This is a genomic window from Bradyrhizobium forestalis (genome assembly GCF_002795245.1).
GTDB classification, from domain to species: domain Bacteria; phylum Pseudomonadota; class Alphaproteobacteria; order Rhizobiales; family Xanthobacteraceae; genus Bradyrhizobium; species Bradyrhizobium forestalis.
Map to the genome: position 1 here is coordinate 1 of NZ_PGVG01000055.1, position 17673 is coordinate 17673.

The following is a 17673-nucleotide window of genomic DNA, read 5'->3' on the forward strand; positions in this document are numbered from 1 at the left end:
TCAGGCGGCATCAGCGGCAGTTGCGCATCCTGCGCAGCCGACTGGGCCGGATCATCCGCGATATCGGCCGCAAGATCGAAGGTCGAGCTGTGCTCGAGAACGCCTTCGTCCTCCCGCTCAGCCGGGCGTCGCAGCTCCGCTCCCAACAGCAGCGTCAGCATGGCTGGAAGCTTTATTCCTTCCACGCCCCGGAGGTGGAGTGCATACGCAAGGGCAAAGCAGACGCGCCTTACGAGTTAATGGCATGGACCGCGCCCGCTCACAGGGACAACGTACAGCCCCGCCAAGAGAGGAGCGCGAGCCATGTCCCATACGAACATTGTCACGATCGGTATCGACCTGGGCAAGAACACATTCCATGTGGTGGGGTTCGATGCCACGGGTACAATCATCCTACGCAAGAAGCGATCGAGAAATCAGCTTGAGCAGTCGCTGGCTAATGTTCCGCCCTGCCTGATCGGAATGGAGGCTTGTGCAGGAGCACACCACCTGGGTCGCAAGCTCGAGAAATTAGGCCTTCAAGTACGGCTCTTGCCAGCACAGTATGTGAAGCCATACCTCAAGGGCCACAAAAATGACTTCCGTGATGCCGAAGCCATCGCCGAGGCCGTTCAGCGCCCGACCATGCGCTTTGTCCCGTTGAAATCGGCCGAACAACTGGATTTGCAGGCGCTGCACAGAGTTCGCAGTCGATTGGTGACGCAAAGAACCGCGGTCATCAATCAAATCCGAGGCTTTTTGCTTGAGCGAGGGCTGCCGGTCCGGCAAGGAGCGGCAGCGCTCCGATTGGCACTTCCTCAGATTCTCTCAGCGCCAAAGGATAACTTATCACCTCGAGTGATCCAGCTCATTCAAGACTTGGCCGAGGACTGGCGCTATCTCGACCGACGGGTCGCGTCAATGACGAAAGAAATCGACGAACTCGCTGATCGAGATCCACACTGTCGCCGCTTAATGAGTGCGCCGGCGTCGGGCCGATCATCTCAAGCGCGATGGTCGCCGCCATCGGACCGGCGATGCCTTCCATAAGGGCCGGGACTTTGCCGCATGGCTTGGCCTGGTACCGAAGCAAATCTCGACCGGTGATCGAACCATCCTCGGGCGCGTATCCAGGCGCGGTAATCGGTACCTGCGGACGCTGTTCATTCAAGGTGCCAGAGCCGTACTTCTGCAGCGTCAGAGTTGGCCGCGGCATGGCTTCGCAGCCTGGTTGGAGGCAGCGTCCAAGCGGCTCCACTCTAATGTCTTGGTTGTTGCCCTGGCCGCAAAACTCGCGCGCATGGCCTGGAGCATGCTCACAAAGGGCCGTGACTACGACGCCAGCCTCTTGGGCCGCAGCGCATGAGAAACAGGGCCGGAAAGGAAGATCCAAGGTCCGGTCGGAAGGCACAATAACCCGCCGAGGTTTGCGAGACGGAAAGGACGAATGGAGAAACGGTTCGACCGACACTTCTGAAGCCTGGTTCGACTCTATGGCCCTTCTTGAGGCCGGCGAGTTATTGAGGACAGAAGTGGGCGGATATCCATGATGGCTCGGGGCAACAGCCCCAAAGTGAAGCCGGATAGATTGGCGCAAACCGCTTCATCCCTTTGTCGATTCCTCTTGCAACGCGGGCGTGGTCCATAGATCGGCGTCAAAGCCTCCATCGTCACCAACAACCGCCGTTCTCCCGGGGGCCTGTTCGTGCTCCACGCAAGGGCGCTACCCGATAACCCGTACGACGGTCACACCTTGCGGGACGTCATCGACCGCACCGAGACACTCACCGGCTGCGCGATCGAGCGGGCCTATGTCGACAAGGGATACCGCGGCCACGACGCACAAAATCCCCGACGGAACTTCATCTCCGGCCAGAAGCGCGGCGAACCCATCATCGGACACCTGAAGGCCGATGGTCACCTCGGCCGCTGCTACCTCAAAGGCCGCGCCGGCGATGCGGCTAACGTCATCCTCTCAGCCGTCGGCCACAACTTCCGCCGCATCCTCGCCTGGCTCAGAGAACTCTTGTGCCTCATCCTGCTCCAGCTATGGCGCACGTTCGGCCGTCCCGTCCCGCTCAATTCGCCTTGTTAACGGACGACGACTTACAACCTGGGCGAGCGCAGCATTCGAGAGTCTGAGCCCCGCCCACTTGTGCAGCCTATTTCAGCGCTTGCGGGTTGACTGGCGACCCAAAGCCGCCGGTGACCTCCAGAGGTGGGGCTGCGAGCAGGAAGCTATAGCTCCCGTCTACGGCGCAGTCGGCGGCCAGCGCCTCAAGGTTGAACATCTCGCCCAGCGGCATGCCCATGTCTCGCAGCGCCAGCATGTGGAAAGGGAGGGGCATGTCCGAACCCATCACCTCGGCGTCTCTCCACACCCATGTTTCCGAGATCAAAGGAGGCGTCATGAATATGCTCCGATTTTCTGTTGAGCTCCTTGCGAGCATTGCTAAAAAAGGAGGCATGCTCGAGCCGCTCCATCGAGACAATTGGTGGCATCCGGTGCCCGCCCGCGAAGGCGAAGCCTATGTCAAAGTCGGCGACCGCCAGCGCTACGCATCGCTTGCGCGTGCCGAGGTCGAGGTGCGGTTCACCGCCCGCACCGTCGAGATCTTCCACAAGGGCGAGCGGATTGCCGCGCATCAGCGCATGAGCGGCAATCACAAACACACCACCGTGCCGGAGCACATGGCCTCCAGCCATCGGCGCTACGCCGGCTGGACCATCGCGCGTATCCGCCAGGACGCCGCTGCGATGGGGCCGGCGACCAGCGCGTTGTGCGACCTCACTCTCAACGAGCGCTCACACCCCGGGCAAGGCTTCCGCGCCTGCCTCGGCATCCTCAGGCTTGCCGCCTCCTATGGGCGCGAACGGCTGGACGCTGCGGCTGCGCGGGCGATCGAATCTGCCCGCGCACCTACGGTTCGGTCAAGTCAATCCTCGCCAACAATCTCGATCGGCGTCCCGTTCGTCAGCGCTGTGCCGACAATGCGCCGATCTTACATGCCAACATCCGCGGACCGCGTTACTACAATTAGGAGATGATCCCTTGCTCACCAATGCGACCTTCGACCGGCTCAACGCGCTCGGCATCCACCGCATGGCCAAAGCCTTCGTCGACATCAAAGCAGCCGGCGAGGCCGCAAAGCCTCGGTCATGCCGAATGGCTCGCGCTGCTGCTCGAACGTGGGGCCTCGCTGCGCCACGACAAGCGGCTCGCCACCTGTCTGCGCTACGCGAAGCTGCGCCAGCAAGCGTGCGTCGAGGACATCGACTACCGCACCCCCGCCGCCCCGACCGCCCGCTGTTCGCCAAGCTTGTCGAGGGCCGCTGGATCGACGACCATGCCAATCTGCTGATCTGCGGCCCGGCCGGCGTCGGCAAGACCTGGCTCGCGTCGGCGCTCGGCCACAAGGCCTGCCATGACAATCGCTCCGTGCTCTATCAGCGTGTTCCGCGGCTGTTCGATGACCTCGCTCGCGCGCGTGGCGACGGCTGCCATCCGCACTTATTTTGCGGGCGCGGCCGTGTCGATCTGCTGATCCTCGATGACTGCGGGCTTGAGCCGCTCGACGCCGGTGGCCGTCACGACCTCCTGGAAATCCTCGGAGATCGCTACGGTCATCGTTCCATGATCGTCACCAGCCCCAGCTCCCCGTGGACCAGTGGCATGCTCATTGGAGATCCAACCTATGCCGAACCTCACCGGCGAGAGCCTGCGCCGAACCCGGCAATCCGCCCGAAAGGCCTGAATCCGTGACGCAGTGGACATCCCGCTCCGCCTGGAAACGCCAAGGCGTTGCCCACATGCCCACAGCAACCGCAACAGAAACACAACAAGTCCAAGCCGATTCCAGTTGACCGCGCGGCTCTGTCGCGCGCCGATCAGGATGGAAGAGCGCATCAATCAAGGTGAGAGAGTTTCGCCGGGCTCGTGACGAAGGGAGGGCGTAGCCCGACCGGAGTTGCGAGCCCGGCGACGGCGTGATCCGAGCGGACCGCGCCGTCTGGTGATCGCGGCCGGCAGGTTATGCAAGTGGTTCTTCCGCCAAGAGGAATCACTCGCTTGCCCGGCCGACACATCACAGATCACCAAATGAGGCTCTACATGAAGTTCCGTCAGACCGATAGCCCGCCAGTGGCGGCGGCCAAGGCATCATTCAGCACGTCAACCGCTTATCGGATCGAGATAGATCTCCGACTTCCGTCGCAAAAGAAGGCTCCTCGCGGCCGGCGACGACCGGACCCGTTGAGCGAGGTGTTCGAGACCGAGATCGTCCCGATCCTGAAGTCGGCACCTGGCCTACGCCCGGTGGCGGTGTTCGAGGAGATGCTCCGACGTCATCCTGATCTCGGCACCGGTATCCGTCGTACCCTGGAACGTCGTATCCGTGCCTGGCGGGCGATCCACGGCGAGGGGCAGGAAGTCATCTTCCGCCAGATCCATGAGCCTGGCCAGCTCGGCCTCTCCGACTTCACAGACATGGGCGAGTTGGGTGTGACGATCGCGGGCGCACCGCTGGATCATCGTCTCTATCACTTCCGTTTGGCCTATTGCGGCTTCGAGCACGCCCACGTCGTGCTTGGCGGCGAGAGCTTCGTTGCCCTGGCCGAAGGCCTGCAGAATGCCCTCTGGTCGCTCGGTGGGGCGCCGCGGGAGCATCGGACCGACAGCTTGTCGGCCGCATTCTGCAATCTCGATCGCGATGCACGGGATGATCTGACGCAGCGATACGAGGCCCTTTGTGCCCATTACGGCATGCGGCCTTCCCGCAACAATCGAGGCGTCGCCCACGAGAATGGCTCGATCGAAGGGCCCACGGTCATCTTAAACGGGCAATCGCGACGCCTTGCTGCTGCGCGGAACTGTCGACTTCGACGATCTTGCCACCTATCGCGGCTTCATCGACGAGATCGTCAGCCGCCGCAATGCCCGCAACGCCAAGCGGATCGATAGCGAGCGCGTTGTATTGCAAGAGCTGCCCGATCGCCGCACCTCCGACTACGAAGAGGTGATCGTCCGCGTGACGTCTTCGGGCGGATTCACCCTGCGCAAGGTGTTCTACACGGTCCCATCGCGCCTGATCGGTCACCGGCTGCGGGCACGGCTCTACGACGATCACCTCGACGTGTTCGTCGAACGCGGCCGCCGGCGCACCGAACGCCATCTCGTCGAGGCCAGGCTGCCAGCCGGGAAGACCTTCGACAGCTTCGACTTCGAGGCCGTGCCGATGATCTCGAAGGCGCAGGTGATGGCGCTCGCCGCCGGTGACAGCTGGCTGGGCAAGGGCGCCAATTTGCTCCTGTTCGGGGCCGCCCGGCGGCGGCAAGAGCCACTTGGCGGCAGCTATCGGCCTGGCCATCATCGAGAACGGATGGCGCGTCCTCTTCACCAGGACCACCGATCTCGTGCAAAAGCTCCAGCTGGCTCGCCGCGAGCTTAACCTCGAGGCCGCCATCAAACGCCTTGACTCGCCCCCGGCCGAGATCAAATCGGAAAGGTGGGCGACATCGTCTCGGAATCCCCGGGCGACTTCACATCGGTGCACACACGGGCGACTTCGTCGGAATCCGCAACCAGTCGCGGCGGGTCCAGCAATGAAAAAGACCGATCAGCCCCTTATCGGGTAGGTCACGCGCGAAGAGCTGCAGGCGCTGTTCAATGCGCCAGATGCGAGTACTATGTCCGGCATTCGGGACCGGGCCATGCTGCATCTGGCCTTTGCCGCAGGATAGCGCGTGTCGGAGCTGTTCGGGGCGATCAGATCGACCGCCAGACTCTATCCAGCGTACACCTCATGGGAAAGGGAAGTCGCGAGCGAGTCCTGCCGCTCTGAAAAGAAACGGCGGCCGCGGTGAAGGCCGTAGCTCAGAATGCTCCCTGCCACCGCTGCTCCTGAGCTGTTCCTCAGCGCACGAGCGGAGGCCATGACGCGCTCGCTTCCCGCAGCAATTCGAGGCGCGGTCGCCGAGTTCGCTCTACGCCGCTATCAGTCGGACGAGGCCGCGAGTGGCAGACCGTGCATCGCCACGCGGTTGCTGGCTCAGAACCTGCGTATCGATAAACCTCGTCGAGTGGCGTATTGAGAGCGGCCCAAGGACGCGGATTCCTGTTGTAGCCCTCGCGTTTGCCGGCATGCGCCAGCGCGTTGCGCATGAAGTGGACGCGGCAGCGCGTCCAGCTAGCGTTGAGCACTTTGGCTAGTCGCCTTGATGCTCTCGTGGGCGTCGGAGACGACCAGCTTGACGCCGCGCAGGCCGCGTCGCGCGAGCATGCGCTGTCATATAGCAAGTATAGAGCGGCTTCGGGCGGAATTTTCTGAAATTTCAAGCTCGTGTAGCCGAAATTCTGCATACCCTTAGGAAGAACTGGAGTTTTGAGGATCTGGCCTGTTTTGGTGGAAGTGCACGTCCGATCGGGCCGCAAAAGTCGGCGCGCCAAGGTCCCCACTCCCTCATGTCTTTCGACACAAGGGCTACAACGATTTGGCAGTGCAGATACAATACGGTCGTACGGGCTCTCGCGCGCTCAGCGGCTCCATTCACTGAGGTTCAAAGTCCACAAAAACGGCGCAGACACGAACGGCATGCTCTGGGAAACGCGGGGCACCCACCGAGTCGACCGAGTCGAACTCAAAAAATGCGCATTTCGCGGAAATGAAGCAGAATTTCGGCGCCAAATGGCCGCACATCGAAGAGCCTCAGCTCTGCGGAAGGATATCATCAAACATTCGACCGTCGGTCGTCACCGTCGATCTTATACGAAGCTCCCGTCTGGGTTGTCCAGAGCAATCTGACCGGTTTCGAGGACTCTCGCCGAGGGATGAACGAATGTTGCACGCTGCTTGGCCTGAATTGACCGGCAATCTTGCGTCCACCCGGCAAAGTGCTGCCGTGTTCTTAGATGCTTTTGATGAAGGAAGCGAGGCGGCCAGCCGGCGCGACTGCGCCGCGAAATGGATAAATATTGGGGACGCTCACTGCCTTTTCGGAAATCTGAATGTCGAAAGAGGAACCTTTGATGAGGCGGTGCAAGCCTGCCTTTGCGCGCTCACTGCATTTGAAGTTGCCAAGCGACTGTCCGATGAAGACGATTCCCAAAGGAGAGAAGTCTGGGCCAAGCTGGAGGCCAGCGTCGAGAGGTTCGCGTCTCTAGATCAAAAAGTGGAGCGTGTCGACATCGCGCTCTGTGATGAGGACAAGTTGTCCGCCTATTACGTCCCCGCTGGTGCTTCCAGTTCGCGCGTCCCAGCAATTCTTTGCATCAGTCGAGAAGAAGAAACGGCAGCGATCCTGCTCGCGCGACTCTTGCCCCTTATGATCAGTCGAAGCATGGCGGTTCTTGTCGTTTCTTACGACGATGTCTCAAATCATTGGCTTGGACCGTCAGAGATGTTGCTCTCTTGTTGTTTGGACTATTTGTCTGCACGCCCCGAGATTGATGCGACTCGAATTGCAATCTTCGGCGAAGGCCTGTCGGCCGCGCTAGCTACTGCTTGTGCTGTGGCTGATCGCCGCATCGCTGCTGCGATTTGCGACGGCGGACTTTGGAGCTGGACCCGGCTTCGGGCGTCTATTGAGTGGATGACCAGGACTGCTGACCTGCCGGACGAGGGGCTGTCCTCAGCGCAACGATCCAGATTGGCGCGGAGGTTGAGATGTCCGGTTCTTGTAGTCGCTGGAGAACGCAGTCTTTTTGGCGTATCGGAGGCTATCAAATTAGAAGCTGAATGCACCGCGACAAGTATTGATCTGGAATTGTTGTTGCCGCCAACCCCAGAAGGGGGACTGGAAAACTTCGTGGCATGCGACGAGGGCGTCTTCAAGTGGCTCGAGCGCAAGTTCGAGCACGCTACAGCTTCACAGTAGGCCCAGACTCAGTTTCTGAGATGCCAATCTGCTGTTCTTGGCAATCGCGGTTAGCCGCTTGTTGAGGTACGCCAGCGACTCCTCGTCCAGGCCACTTAGCATCGTCGAATTAAGGGCTTGTCTCTTTTCCGACAGCTTCGCCAGTTCCGCCCGTGCCTTTTGGGTCAACGATATCTGCAAGAATCTTGCATCATCAGGCGATGTTGCGCGGGTTAGAAATTCCAGTTGTTCAAGTTTCTTCGTCTGATTCGTGATGAAGGCGGGGTGAAATCGCAATTTATTAGCGACTGAAATTCCCGAAACACCGCGGCCTTCGTCGAGTTCATCGATCGCCATCAGGATCAGCCATTGAGGCTCTGTTATCCCAAGTAACTCCGCCCAGCTCTTATGAATCTCTTCCAGTTGAGTGCGAATCTCAACGATGTTCCAGATCAGGTCCCTAACAGCCCTGTCGTATTGCTCTTGTGTGGCCATCTTCATTCTTTTTGCCAGTTCTGATTGTTCGCGGCGACGGAGCGTGAGCGGTAGTCGCGGCATCCTATCCAATATCGGGAAGACTGAAATAGCCTGCCCAGAACATGCCCACCATACAACTTAGCAATTGACAAATACAATTGATGATCGATATTAATATGGCGATCGTTTAGGCTCTTACGTACGGCGATCTGTCGAAGAATCTCCAAATAAAGCCCTCGGGATGCCCCCCCGAGGGCTTTTCGTTGCCTCCGATAGGCAATCTCATGCGGAGTGTTGCGGGAATGCAACGGTTCAGCCCAAACAGGTAATACATGTCAATAATTAATTGCATCAATTGATGATCGAAAGTATGTGTTGGCAGACAGCGAGGGGGTCCTCGGAGTCGTTCCGTCAGCGGTCCGCCTGGGGTGGAGCTGGAACCGGATCTTTGAAGGACGGAAACGCGGTTTTCAACTTGGAGGTTCATCGATGAAAGTGAAGAAGGGTATTATTCTTGGATCTGCGGCCATATTCGTGGGGGCTGGCGCACAGGCTGCCGACCTCCCGGTCAAGGCCAAGGCAATTGAATATGTGAAGATCTGCTCGTTGTACGGTGCCGGATTCTACTACATCCCCGGCACTGACACGTGCATCAAGCTGGGAGGCTATCTGCGCGCTGACGCCTTGCTAGCCACCAACTTTGACTTGGATGCTGCCAGCAGCGGTGTGGCTGGCGCACGGAACCGGCTCAGCAACTACTATACGGCCCGTTCTCGCCAAGATTTACAAATTGATACGCGTACTGCGACCGAGTACGGGGTTGTCCGCACCTTCGCCGAGTTGAAATTTACTTGGACTTCCGGGACTTACTCCGGGGCTGGCTCGACGGGCGTGAATGGCGCCACGGCCTATACTTCATCGGCCGGTTCTCAGGTCGCTGGTGGTGCGCTAGGCATCGACTACGCCTTCATCCAATTTGCTGGGTTCACGTTCGGTAGGGCCGAGTCGCAGTTCAGAACGCCTTGGGCTCAATATCCGGCGAACAACATGGAACTGCCAGGCAGCGGTGGATGGGACCCCGTGAACCAGGTTACGTATACCGCCGACTTCGGTCAGGGCATCACGGCCTCTTTCTCGGCTCAGGATCAGGTCCAAAACTACACTACCACCGTCTGGAACGTGAGCGGTGCGACCGCAGCAGGTCTTGCGACCGGAACGTACGGCGCCAACGACATCGGTGGTACGCGAGCTCCGGACCTAGTTGCTAGGGTTCGTGTCGACCAGGCTTGGGGTCTGTTCCAGGCATCACTCGCTGTGCACGATAATCATGCTGCTTACTATGGTGCATCCGAACTCACCGGTCATCCTGACGATAAATGGGGCTGGGCTGGACAGCTGGCATTGTCGATCAAGAATCTGCCGACGGGGCCGGGAGACACGATTAACTTGACGGGCGTGTACACGAACGGTGCGAGCCGCTACAACTTCCAGGATTACATGTCGACCGCCTATGCGATGTACGGTGGTACGAGCGTGGCTGGCGCGTACCAGAGCTTTGGGATCGCTGGCGTATCTGACTCAGTGTTCGTCACTGGGGCTGGCCAGGAATTGACCAAGACCTACGGATTCAATGGCGGCTACACCCACAACTGGGATCCGTATTGGAACACTTCTATCTTTGGCGCTTGGGCTGCTGTTCGGTATAACAACACGGCCAAGGGGTATATCTGCGGAGCTTTCGTTGCAAATCTCGCGCTTTCGAGTGGTCTGGGTGGGTGTAATCCAGACTTCAACTACGCTGTGGTCGGCACGAAGACTTCTTGGACTCCCGTCAGGGGCCTGACCTTCACCGGCGAGCTTGCCTATATGATGCTCGACCAGAAGTATGCGAGCGGAAGCACGGTGACTCTTCCGCTCCAGTCGGGCGTCGCAAAGCCAGCTGCGGTGTATGAGCTGAAGGACCAGAACAGTCTGGTGCTGCTGCTCCGCGCTCAGCGCAATTTCTAGATCGTCTCTGCATAGAAAGGAGCATCCAACAGGCTCTTAGCTAACCTCCAAGAAGGCCTTCGGCATGCCCGCCGGAGGCCTTTCTCGTCGGAAGCTGAACTCGGCGCGTTTGACTTGTTCGATAAGCTCGAAACGTCGTTGCTCTCGCCTCTGACCAGATATCCCGGTCGCGCGCTGTAAAGAATGAGCATATTCGTTTCGAGCAAGATCTCTAAACACACGACAATGCGGATGTCCGGGGCCATGCCCACGCACAACGCGAGGCTGTATCGCGGAAGCATGCGCACGTTGCAGCATGAAGAAAATCGGTGTTCCGAAGCGCAGGGACCAAGATAGCTTTCTAAACAAAAAGTACCATCTAGATGCATCCATACGTGCTTAAACCAATCAAACTCGCTGTCGCTTGAATGAGGGCCTCGCCCAACCCCTCATGCACGCAGAATTTAGGTGGATATCTCGTTATTTAGAGGAGTTCGCCTTTCCAGATTCTCTATAGTACTCGCGATTGAGTTCTTTGACCCCTTGGAGGGATATGGGCGTCACTAACGAGCGAAGTCGAGAAACCTGCTTCCCAGATGAAATGGCGCTGCGACCATTCAAGGCTTGCCGAGAGCGGGCTCACCTCAGAAGAGTTCAGAAGCCAAGAATGAAGGAGCTAAGACAATGACCGTCAGCAAAGGGCCGCAGGTGTTCCCGCGCACGGAGTACTTGCGAAGGCTTGCCGCAGGAAAATCGGAAATGGTCAATCGCCTCGGGAGGTTGCCGTTATATTCGCTGGATGCTTGCATCCCATGGTTGATGTGATGGCCGCTCTCCTTCTGCTTGACGCGACCGCGAGATCCGCTGACATTTCATTCTGATCCGCCTCTGGTTATGGGGGATGCGAGCCCGGCTCGATCCATTTTCATCTTCTGTCTATCACCTCGTCCGGATGGTTGCGGCCTGCGCCGGCATGTGGTTTTCGCGCTGAGGACGCGCTGATCGCACCAATCTGGATGCACCGAGTAGGTCGGCTCGGCTGCTCATCCGTCCTAGTCCAGCCTACCGCGGCTGGTCGCACCAAGTTAAGCGAACAGAGGGCAATGATCCCGCGTTCGCGTCCTTCCTGAAGAAGGGCGCCTTCGCGCCAATCTTCGCAGCTATCCGCTATAATCCTCATTTAGATTCCTTCTCTGAAGCGTAGAAAAACTAGATGGGAGCGGCAATGCGGGTTTCGGCGACGGCGCAAATCAACCGTGATCAGCTAAAAATCGGTGGAAGGTCAGATCGCCTTTGCTCGACGCTCGCCAAGTGAGAAGGCTCCAGCAATCGTTGTGCCCGGGATCCGATGGGTCCTGGTAAGCTATGACGTCAACATACGGGACGCGCGTCCGATCGTGGACGAACTTTCTCTCGACAGAGAAGGTTTTACCCTCATTCAGCACAAGATATCCTGTGCGAAGGAGCGTGTTCCGCAGGTCATGCGCGACAGGTATCTTGAGGAAATGGTCCCGTTCATCAAGGACTACTTCAAGGCCTCGTGGGTCGTACCCAAGCGAGACGCCGTTATCATTCGCTCTCTTGGCGCAGGCTCTGTTCCGCCGGCCGAGAAGGGAGCCGGTCTGGTCAGGCCGTATGTGGCCAGCTTTGCTCATATTGACTATGCGCCGATCGCCGGCCCGGTCATGGCGGCACGGGAAGACCAACTCCAGGGCATTCCGATCCGGGCTTATTCTCGATTGATGATCATTCAAGCTTGGCATGCTCTCTCGGAGCCTCCGCACGATTTTCCCCTGGCGTTTTGCGATGGCAACTCGGTTGTGGATACGGACCTGATCGAAACCGTTTACGAGAACTACGACGTCAAGCACAAGACTTGGCTCGTTCACTACAGTCCAGTTCACCGCTGGTATTACTTCCCGGAGATGAGCTCGGCGGAGTTCGCTCTGTTTAAGGGGTTCGATTCCGAAGACGATCACAATCCGAGGTTTCGCTCATGCGGCTTTCGACAAGCGTCGGGCTTACCCAAATGCGAAATCCCGCAGGAGTGTCGAGGCGCACTTCTTCGTGTACGACGACTGAGCGCCGAGGCGCGCTCTTGTAGTTGAGATCATTACACAAGTTCATAAGACTTGCGGCAGTTCGGGGCCTTAGATGAGCACAGTTCTGATTGCCGGCGCAAATCGGGGCATCGGCCTTGCCATCGCGCAGCAATACGCGACTGAGTTTGCCGAGGTCTTTGCATGCTGCCGTGCTCCAGCAAAAGCCGATGACCTCAAAGCGCTCGCCGCGTCATCCGGCGGTCGCGTTCGGATCATTCCACTGGAGGTCGCTGAAGAGTCCTTGATCGCCTCTCTTAAGTACCCTGGGCGATCAGCCTCGACATTCTCATCAACAATGCCGGAATCAGCGGCCTATCGGCCGACCGGATCGAGGCCGAAGGTTACATGACAACGATGCGGGTCAACGCCCTGGCTCCCATGCTGATCGCGCAGACCCTCTACGACAACTTGAGACAGAGCACGCCGAAGAAGCTGGTGGCAATCACCGGCATCATGGGCTCAACGAGCAACGCTGCGGGCAGCAAGTATGCTTGTCGAGCCTCAAAGGCGGCACTCAACAATGGCATGCGTGGCTTGTCGCGCGCCTGGGCTCGAGATGGGATCCTGGTGGCGCTACTAAATCCTGGTTATGTGCAAACAGAGATGGTCAAGGGACAGGTTGGTTTCATATCGGCTGACGAGTGCGCGAGCGTGCCTTATCGCTGGGATCGCGGAGCTCACGCCGGCCACGAGTGGCGTTTTTCAGGATTATCGCGGTGTGAGGATTCGCTGGTGAACGTTTGACGTCAGCTTAAAGGATTGATGCTCAAGCCTGCCGGCTAACTCTGAACTTGGCGACCGTGTCGCACCGGAGGTAGGTGCAGTTCTCGTTCTTACACGTGCATTCACACTCGGCGAATAGACTGAAATCGGACGACGTTTGAGCTCGTCCGCACAGACGCCAACGCAGCCGCTTCTCCTAAGAAGGACCTGCAGAAAGTACCCGCATGACAGAGCATTGCTATCGGCGCTTCTCGCGCGCCTTACGTCGCGCGATCAACGATCAATGTTTTTCGGATATCGAGGGTCTGCTTGACGAAAATGTCGAGTGGGCGCTCTACGGCCCATTGACATGTTTCCGTTTCCCGGACGGTCACTTCAAATTCCCCCACTTGTGGTCGCGCAAACTCCCCCACCTGTGGAGCAGGACAAGAGGGTATTAGGTTGACTCGGTTTTGCGTGCAAGCGCTTCGGCGGCTTCCTTGAGGCGGTAGCTGCGACCGTCGAACTCGAGCAGATGGCAATGATGCATCAGACGGTCGAGGATCGTCGTGCTCATGGTGTTGTCTCGGAGATAAGCGCCCCAGTCCTGCACGACGCGATTGGACGTGACGATGACGCTGCGGTGCAATTTGTAGCGTTGATGGATCAGCGTCTGCAGCAAAGCGCCAGCTTCGTCGGGGATGGTGCGGGCGAGGAACAGGTCGTCAAGCACGAGCAGATCGCAGTCAAAGATGCTCCGCAGTCGAGCTTCGCGCTGAGCGGCGGGGCTGAGGGCGTATCGATTGAAGAAGTCGTCGGCCTCGAGATACTGGACCTTGTGGCCTTGCAGGATGGCCTGGTAGGCGACCGCCTTGGCCACGTGCGATTTCCCGGTGCCAGGTTTGCCGATGAGCAGTGCGTTTTCGCCGGCTGCGACAAACTTCAGCGTGTACAGCTGGAAGCAGGCCTGACGCGGCAGTTTGGGATTGAAGGACCAGTCGAACTCTGCGAGCGTGAGCTTCTCTTCAAGCCCGGATTGCTGATAGCGGCGAGCGATGAGACGGGACTGACGACGATCGAGTTCGTCCTGCAGGAGCAGGCAGAAGGTCTCGAGGAACGGCTGGTTGGCGCCCTGGGCCTGCAGGACACGGGTCTCGAGCGTGTCGCGTACGCCCGACAGACGCAGTTGTCGCAGGCAGCGATCGATTTCCGGCAAGGTCATGGTCATCCTGGGCGATCTCCTGTGGAGGTTGAGAGGCAGTGTTGATCGGCATTCAAGGTTGGCGTCTCGGTGGTAGCGCTCGCGTCGTCGGAGCTGGCCGGGATTGCGGAGACGACGCGAGCGCGGTTTGGCGCGGATCATCGTCGCCGTTGTTGAAGGGGCGGCTGTTGTTGCCGGCACGGTTCTCGGCGCCGAGGCGAAAGAGTTCGCCGTATTCGGCTGCGGGACGGATCAGGGGATGGTCCTGCGTCAGCGGCAGCGTCAATTGGGGAGCTTGATCGAGGCGATCGAGCGCCTGCTCGAACAGCCGCTCAACGATCGCGCGCACCTGTTTGTAGCGGTGGATGTGGTTGCGTACTGCGTGGTCGCAGGCCTGCTCGACGAGCCGGGCGGGATACTTCTTCGCGAGCCCGACAATGCCCCACATCGCGCGCTGCCCGACGCGGCCTTCGGTGTCGAACAGGTGCTGACAGAGCGCCTTGGTTTGCGCTCCGATGTCGCCGGCGCTTGCCAGCAGGAAGGCGGTCTGACGGGATGGATTGAACGGGCGCTCGTTGACCGGCAGTGCGAGCGAACCCGGCCGTGCGGCGCGGGCATGAACGCGCAGCAGCGCCTGGGTGCTGCGGTCGCGTATCTCGATCGTGGTCTCGTAGAGGCGTACTATGACCTGGCTGCCGATCGGCGCGGGGCGCGCGGCATAGTCGCTGTGATCCACGCGCACGGTGGTGTCGTCGTAGACGGTGCGCACGAGCTCGGAGAAGTAACGGAAGCCGGTCGCGGGCAATGGCCGCAGATGCGGCTTCTCTTCCTGGAACATGGCCTCGACCTGACGCCTTGTGCTGCCATGGATGCGTTTGGAAGCCCAGTTGGCCTCCCAGTGCTCCAGAAACCTGTTCTGAGCCTCCAGTGACTCGAAGCGTCGCCCGGCGAGCGCGGTGCCCTGGGTGTGCTGAATCGCGTTCTCCACCGTCCCCTTGCGATTCGGGTCCCGCACCCGTGCCGGATCGGCGACGGCGCCATAATGCGCGAGCACCGCGCCGAAAAGCCGGTTGAGCTCGGGCTCGTACAGGTCGGGCGTGATGACGCCTTCCTTGAGATTATCGAGCACGACATAGCTGACGACACCGCCGAAATACCGAAAGGCCTCTTCGTGGAGCTGTGCCCAGACCTGCTGGCTCGACTTCCAGACCACCCGCCGGAAGCTGCGCCGCGAGTAGCGCAGTGTCATCACAAACAGGCGCGGCCGGCGGTAGCGACCGCTCTTCGGATCGCGGGTCAGCGCGCCTTCGCCATAATCGACCTGGGCTTCCTCGCCGGGGCCAAACTCGAGACGGTCAAACTGTTTGGGATCGATGTGGCGCAAGGCGCGCACGAAACGCTTGACGCTCTCGTAGCTGGCAGTGAAGGCGAACTGGTCAACCAGATCCTGATAGATCGCCTGCGCATTGCGCTTCAGACGGGCCTGCTGTTCGATCCATTCCCGATGCGGCTCACAGGCTGAGCGGGCGAAATCAAACGTCTTGGGGGGCACCCCCGCGTCGATAGCCGGCGGTCGCGGAGGTGGGGGAGTTTGCCCATCAGCGGCCTCGGAGCCGGCGGTCACCCCGGGGGAATTTGCTTCTGCCGCTCGCTGGGCCGCGAAAATCGCCTGGTAGCGCCGGATCGTCTTGCGGTCGACCCCCGTCAGCCGCTCGATCTCTCGTTGGCTCTTCTGGCGCTCAAGTAACGTAAATACAGTGCTTTGCAGATGCGGCTTCAAGACGTTCAACTCCCCGTCCCCTCTTCCCTAAAGGGGGCGAAAATAAACGTCCTGCTACGCGCTTTGCGGCCGATCAGCCGCCCAGCCAGGCGGAATTAGGTGGAGGAGTTTGAGGTGACCACACCCGGGGGAATTTGACCGACCGTCGGGGCGTTTCTCGGCAGCCGGCAGGGCAAGCATGCTGTGCTGGAAGTCATCGGTAACATCGCCGGCATTGTTCAGGTGCGGCGTTTCGGCCGCGAGATGACCATACTCGGCTTGAATTCCGCAGCTTCCATCTTACGCTGCTCGCTGGTAGCGCGCGATTCCAGAAAGCCAATTGCGCTGCGCCTTGCCCAATTCGCCCAATTCGAGGGCCGCACGGCTCATCAATATGCGCGCGCTCATCGACACCTTTGATCTCGTCGAGCAGGCTCTCGGTCACTCAAGGGAGCCGATTTTTTTGGAGCGGAGCGAAGTTTGAGATTGCAAGCGTTTTGGGTCTGAGGGCCTAAAAGCTTGCAATTTCATTTTCAGGATTTTGTACTGTGCGACACCACCCGCGAACAGATCCATCTAATGCGTGCCGACCCGCTGGTTGTGCCGAACCGGCTTCGCCCGGTCTACGAAGTCCCAGTGAAGACGATGATGGGCCCGCACCATCCAACGCACACTCCGGCTGATCCAGGCTTACGACTTTCGAAGCCATGCATTTGGAGCACAAGTAACATTATTCCCAAACGCGTCGGTGTAATAAGTATCGATTAAGAATCCCGATTCCTCGACCAACTGGAAACCATCGATAATCTCTCTGTTTACTCTCGCGGGATCGTCTTCAATTACATAGTAGTCTCCTGAAACTAGAAGCTTGTTCAGGTAAGAAAACACCGGAAATATTTGCACGTGCGCGTCGTCGATCACAAGCCAAGGATGAGGTAGGCTCATCAGTAGATCTACATCGAAGTTGGCGACGTTCGAAAGGTCAACTTGATGAAAGGTAAGCAGTGGATGCTTTCTTGCAGTCTCATGGACACATTTGGTATGCAAATCAAAGGAGTGAACTTCGCCAGGATTCTCACAAAGCACGGACATATTGTCAGCAAACCACAGTCCGCTGCCACCCTGATATGAACCGAGCTCTAGAATCGTCCTCGGCTGAAGTTCCCAAATGAGCCTTGGATAAAGAGCCAGATCAAAAGGAGTCTTGAGAAGTATTAGCCCTCTGTAAGTCTTCCCCAAGGCTCCAACTTTTGTGAAACGCGTGTCAGCAATCCAGGGGTTGATAGACCACCTCCATAATCGTTCGGATGGCTTTGCAAAGCGATCAGAATGATCTGCATTCAGGACGTTGTTAATTACGCGAAACATCCCCCCTTGATCAAGAAGTCCGTCAGGCCTCAATTGATCAGGGTAGTTCTTGTGAGCGGCTTCCCAAAAAGCCTGGTATCCTAAAGCGAGTTTCATAAGTTATCTCCGTGCTGCGTCTGCTGCTGTTTCACGAAATTGCTAGCCTCCTGGCCGGCTAGTGAAGTTCGAGGCGACCCGCCACATTGATGTTCAGCGCTCTCTCATTTGCTATGCACCAGCATCAGAATTGAATTTAATGTCGGGTCAAC

At 58.8% G+C, this 17673-nt stretch carries 11 protein-coding genes and 8 pseudogenes; 13 read left to right on the forward strand and 6 right to left on the reverse strand.

The window, feature by feature from the left end:
* The 3 pseudogenes from CVM73_RS35195 to CVM73_RS35205 form a co-directional block, all read left to right on the forward strand.
* A pseudogene (locus CVM73_RS35195) lies at window positions 1–236 on the forward strand (IS5/IS1182 family transposase); the annotation flags it as partial.
* A 67-nt stretch (window positions 237–303) separates the two neighbouring features.
* Window positions 304–1345, forward strand: a pseudogene (locus CVM73_RS35200) (IS110 family RNA-guided transposase).
* Between the two features lie 285 nt (window positions 1346–1630).
* Window positions 1631–2074: pseudogene (locus tag CVM73_RS35205) on the forward strand (IS5/IS1182 family transposase); the annotation flags it as partial.
* 67 nt (window positions 2075–2141) lie between these two features.
* Here the strand turns inward: CVM73_RS35205 and CVM73_RS35210 are convergent.
* Complete coding sequence (locus CVM73_RS35210) at window positions 2142–2390, reverse strand: hypothetical protein (protein ID WP_208639281.1); 249 nt, start codon at window positions 2388–2390, stop codon at window positions 2142–2144.
* Between the two features lie 157 nt (window positions 2391–2547).
* On the opposite strand from CVM73_RS35210, the pseudogene CVM73_RS35215 reads away from it, so the two are divergent.
* The 4 genes and pseudogenes from CVM73_RS35215 to CVM73_RS41875 form a co-directional block, all read left to right on the forward strand.
* Window positions 2548–3020 (forward strand): annotated as a pseudogene (locus CVM73_RS35215) (Mu transposase domain-containing protein); the annotation flags it as partial.
* An 11-nt stretch (window positions 3021–3031) separates the two neighbouring features.
* A pseudogene (locus CVM73_RS35220) lies at window positions 3032–3734 on the forward strand (ATP-binding protein).
* 314 nt (window positions 3735–4048) lie between these two features.
* Window positions 4049–5165: pseudogene (gene istA, locus CVM73_RS35225) on the forward strand (IS21 family transposase); the annotation flags it as partial.
* Between the two features lie 85 nt (window positions 5166–5250).
* Window positions 5251–5613, forward strand: a complete 363-nt coding sequence (locus CVM73_RS41875; RefSeq protein ID WP_430641329.1) for an ATP-binding protein — start codon at window positions 5251–5253, stop codon at window positions 5611–5613.
* A gap of 496 nt (window positions 5614–6109) precedes the next feature.
* Here CVM73_RS41875 and CVM73_RS35235 read toward each other — a convergent pair.
* Window positions 6110–6260: pseudogene (locus tag CVM73_RS35235) on the reverse strand (transposase); the annotation flags it as partial.
* A gap of 553 nt (window positions 6261–6813) precedes the next feature.
* Here CVM73_RS35235 and CVM73_RS35240 point away from each other — a divergent pair.
* Window positions 6814–7851 carry an alpha/beta hydrolase family protein gene (locus CVM73_RS35240; RefSeq protein WP_100236358.1) on the forward strand — a complete coding sequence of 346 codons (1038 nt, stop codon included), beginning with the start codon at window positions 6814–6816 and terminating at the stop codon, window positions 7849–7851.
* Here the strand turns inward: CVM73_RS35240 and CVM73_RS35245 are convergent.
* On the reverse strand, window positions 7843–8331 hold the full coding sequence (locus tag CVM73_RS35245) for a MarR family winged helix-turn-helix transcriptional regulator (RefSeq protein WP_245452518.1): 489 nt from the start codon (window positions 8329–8331) through the stop codon (window positions 7843–7845). The genes CVM73_RS35240 and CVM73_RS35245 overlap by 9 nt on opposite strands.
* 465 nt (window positions 8332–8796) lie before the next feature.
* Between CVM73_RS35245 and CVM73_RS35250 the strand changes: the two genes are divergently transcribed.
* The 4 genes from CVM73_RS35250 (at window position 8797) to CVM73_RS41560 (ending at window position 13139) form a co-directional block, all read left to right on the forward strand.
* Window positions 8797–10314: a porin gene (locus tag CVM73_RS35250; RefSeq protein ID WP_100236359.1), complete on the forward strand. Its 1518-nt coding sequence runs from the start codon at window positions 8797–8799 to the stop codon at window positions 10312–10314.
* 1313 nt (window positions 10315–11627) lie between these two features.
* Window positions 11628–12401, forward strand: coding sequence for a CmcJ/NvfI family oxidoreductase (locus CVM73_RS35260; protein WP_283809981.1), 774 nt, complete (start codon window positions 11628–11630; stop codon window positions 12399–12401).
* 46 nt (window positions 12402–12447) lie between these two features.
* Complete coding sequence (locus CVM73_RS41555) at window positions 12448–12744, forward strand: SDR family NAD(P)-dependent oxidoreductase (RefSeq protein ID WP_100236361.1); 297 nt, start codon at window positions 12448–12450, stop codon at window positions 12742–12744.
* Window positions 12723–13139, forward strand: coding sequence for an SDR family NAD(P)-dependent oxidoreductase (locus CVM73_RS41560; protein WP_283809982.1), 417 nt, complete (start codon window positions 12723–12725; stop codon window positions 13137–13139). Before CVM73_RS41555 ends, CVM73_RS41560 begins: the two co-directional genes overlap by 22 nt.
* A gap of 415 nt (window positions 13140–13554) precedes the next feature.
* Here the strand turns inward: CVM73_RS41560 and istB are convergent, their stop codons facing one another.
* Complete coding sequence (gene istB / locus CVM73_RS35280) at window positions 13555–14319, reverse strand: IS21-like element helper ATPase IstB (protein ID WP_208639282.1); 765 nt, start codon at window positions 14317–14319, stop codon at window positions 13555–13557.
* 198 nt (window positions 14320–14517) lie between these two features.
* Window positions 14518–16122, reverse strand: a pseudogene (istA, locus tag CVM73_RS35285) (IS21 family transposase); the annotation flags it as partial.
* Between the two features lie 139 nt (window positions 16123–16261).
* On the opposite strand from istA (CVM73_RS35285), the gene CVM73_RS39470 reads away from it, so the two are divergent.
* On the forward strand, window positions 16262–16477 hold the full coding sequence (locus tag CVM73_RS39470) for a hypothetical protein (RefSeq protein WP_146006715.1): 216 nt from the start codon (window positions 16262–16264) through the stop codon (window positions 16475–16477).
* A gap of 270 nt (window positions 16478–16747) precedes the next feature.
* Here the strand turns inward: CVM73_RS39470 and CVM73_RS35290 are convergent, their stop codons facing one another.
* Window positions 16748–17521 carry a CmcI family methyltransferase gene (locus CVM73_RS35290; protein ID WP_100236364.1) on the reverse strand — a complete coding sequence of 258 codons (774 nt, stop codon included), beginning with the start codon at window positions 17519–17521 and terminating at the stop codon, window positions 16748–16750.
* Between the last annotated feature and the right edge of the window lie 152 nt (window positions 17522–17673).

Bases quoted from the DNA above. Each gene is read 5' to 3' on its own strand.
- CVM73_RS35210 (WP_208639281.1), bottom strand. From the start codon at position 2,390: ATGACGCCTCCTTTGATCTCGGAAACATGGGTGTGGAGAGACGCCGAG.
- CVM73_RS35240 (WP_100236358.1), top strand. From the start codon at position 6,814: ATGTTGCACGCTGCTTGGCCTGAATTGACCGGCAATCTTGCGTCCACC.
- CVM73_RS35245 (WP_245452518.1), bottom strand. From the start codon at position 8,331: ATGAAGATGGCCACACAAGAGCAATACGACAGGGCTGTTAGGGACCTG.
- CVM73_RS35250 (WP_100236359.1), top strand. From the start codon at position 8,797: ATGAAAGTGAAGAAGGGTATTATTCTTGGATCTGCGGCCATATTCGTG.
- CVM73_RS41555 (WP_100236361.1), top strand. From the start codon at position 12,448: ATGAGCACAGTTCTGATTGCCGGCGCAAATCGGGGCATCGGCCTTGCC.
- istB (WP_208639282.1), bottom strand. From the start codon at position 14,319: ATGACCTTGCCGGAAATCGATCGCTGCCTGCGACAACTGCGTCTGTCG.
- CVM73_RS35290 (WP_100236364.1), bottom strand. From the start codon at position 17,521: ATGAAACTCGCTTTAGGATACCAGGCTTTTTGGGAAGCCGCTCACAAG.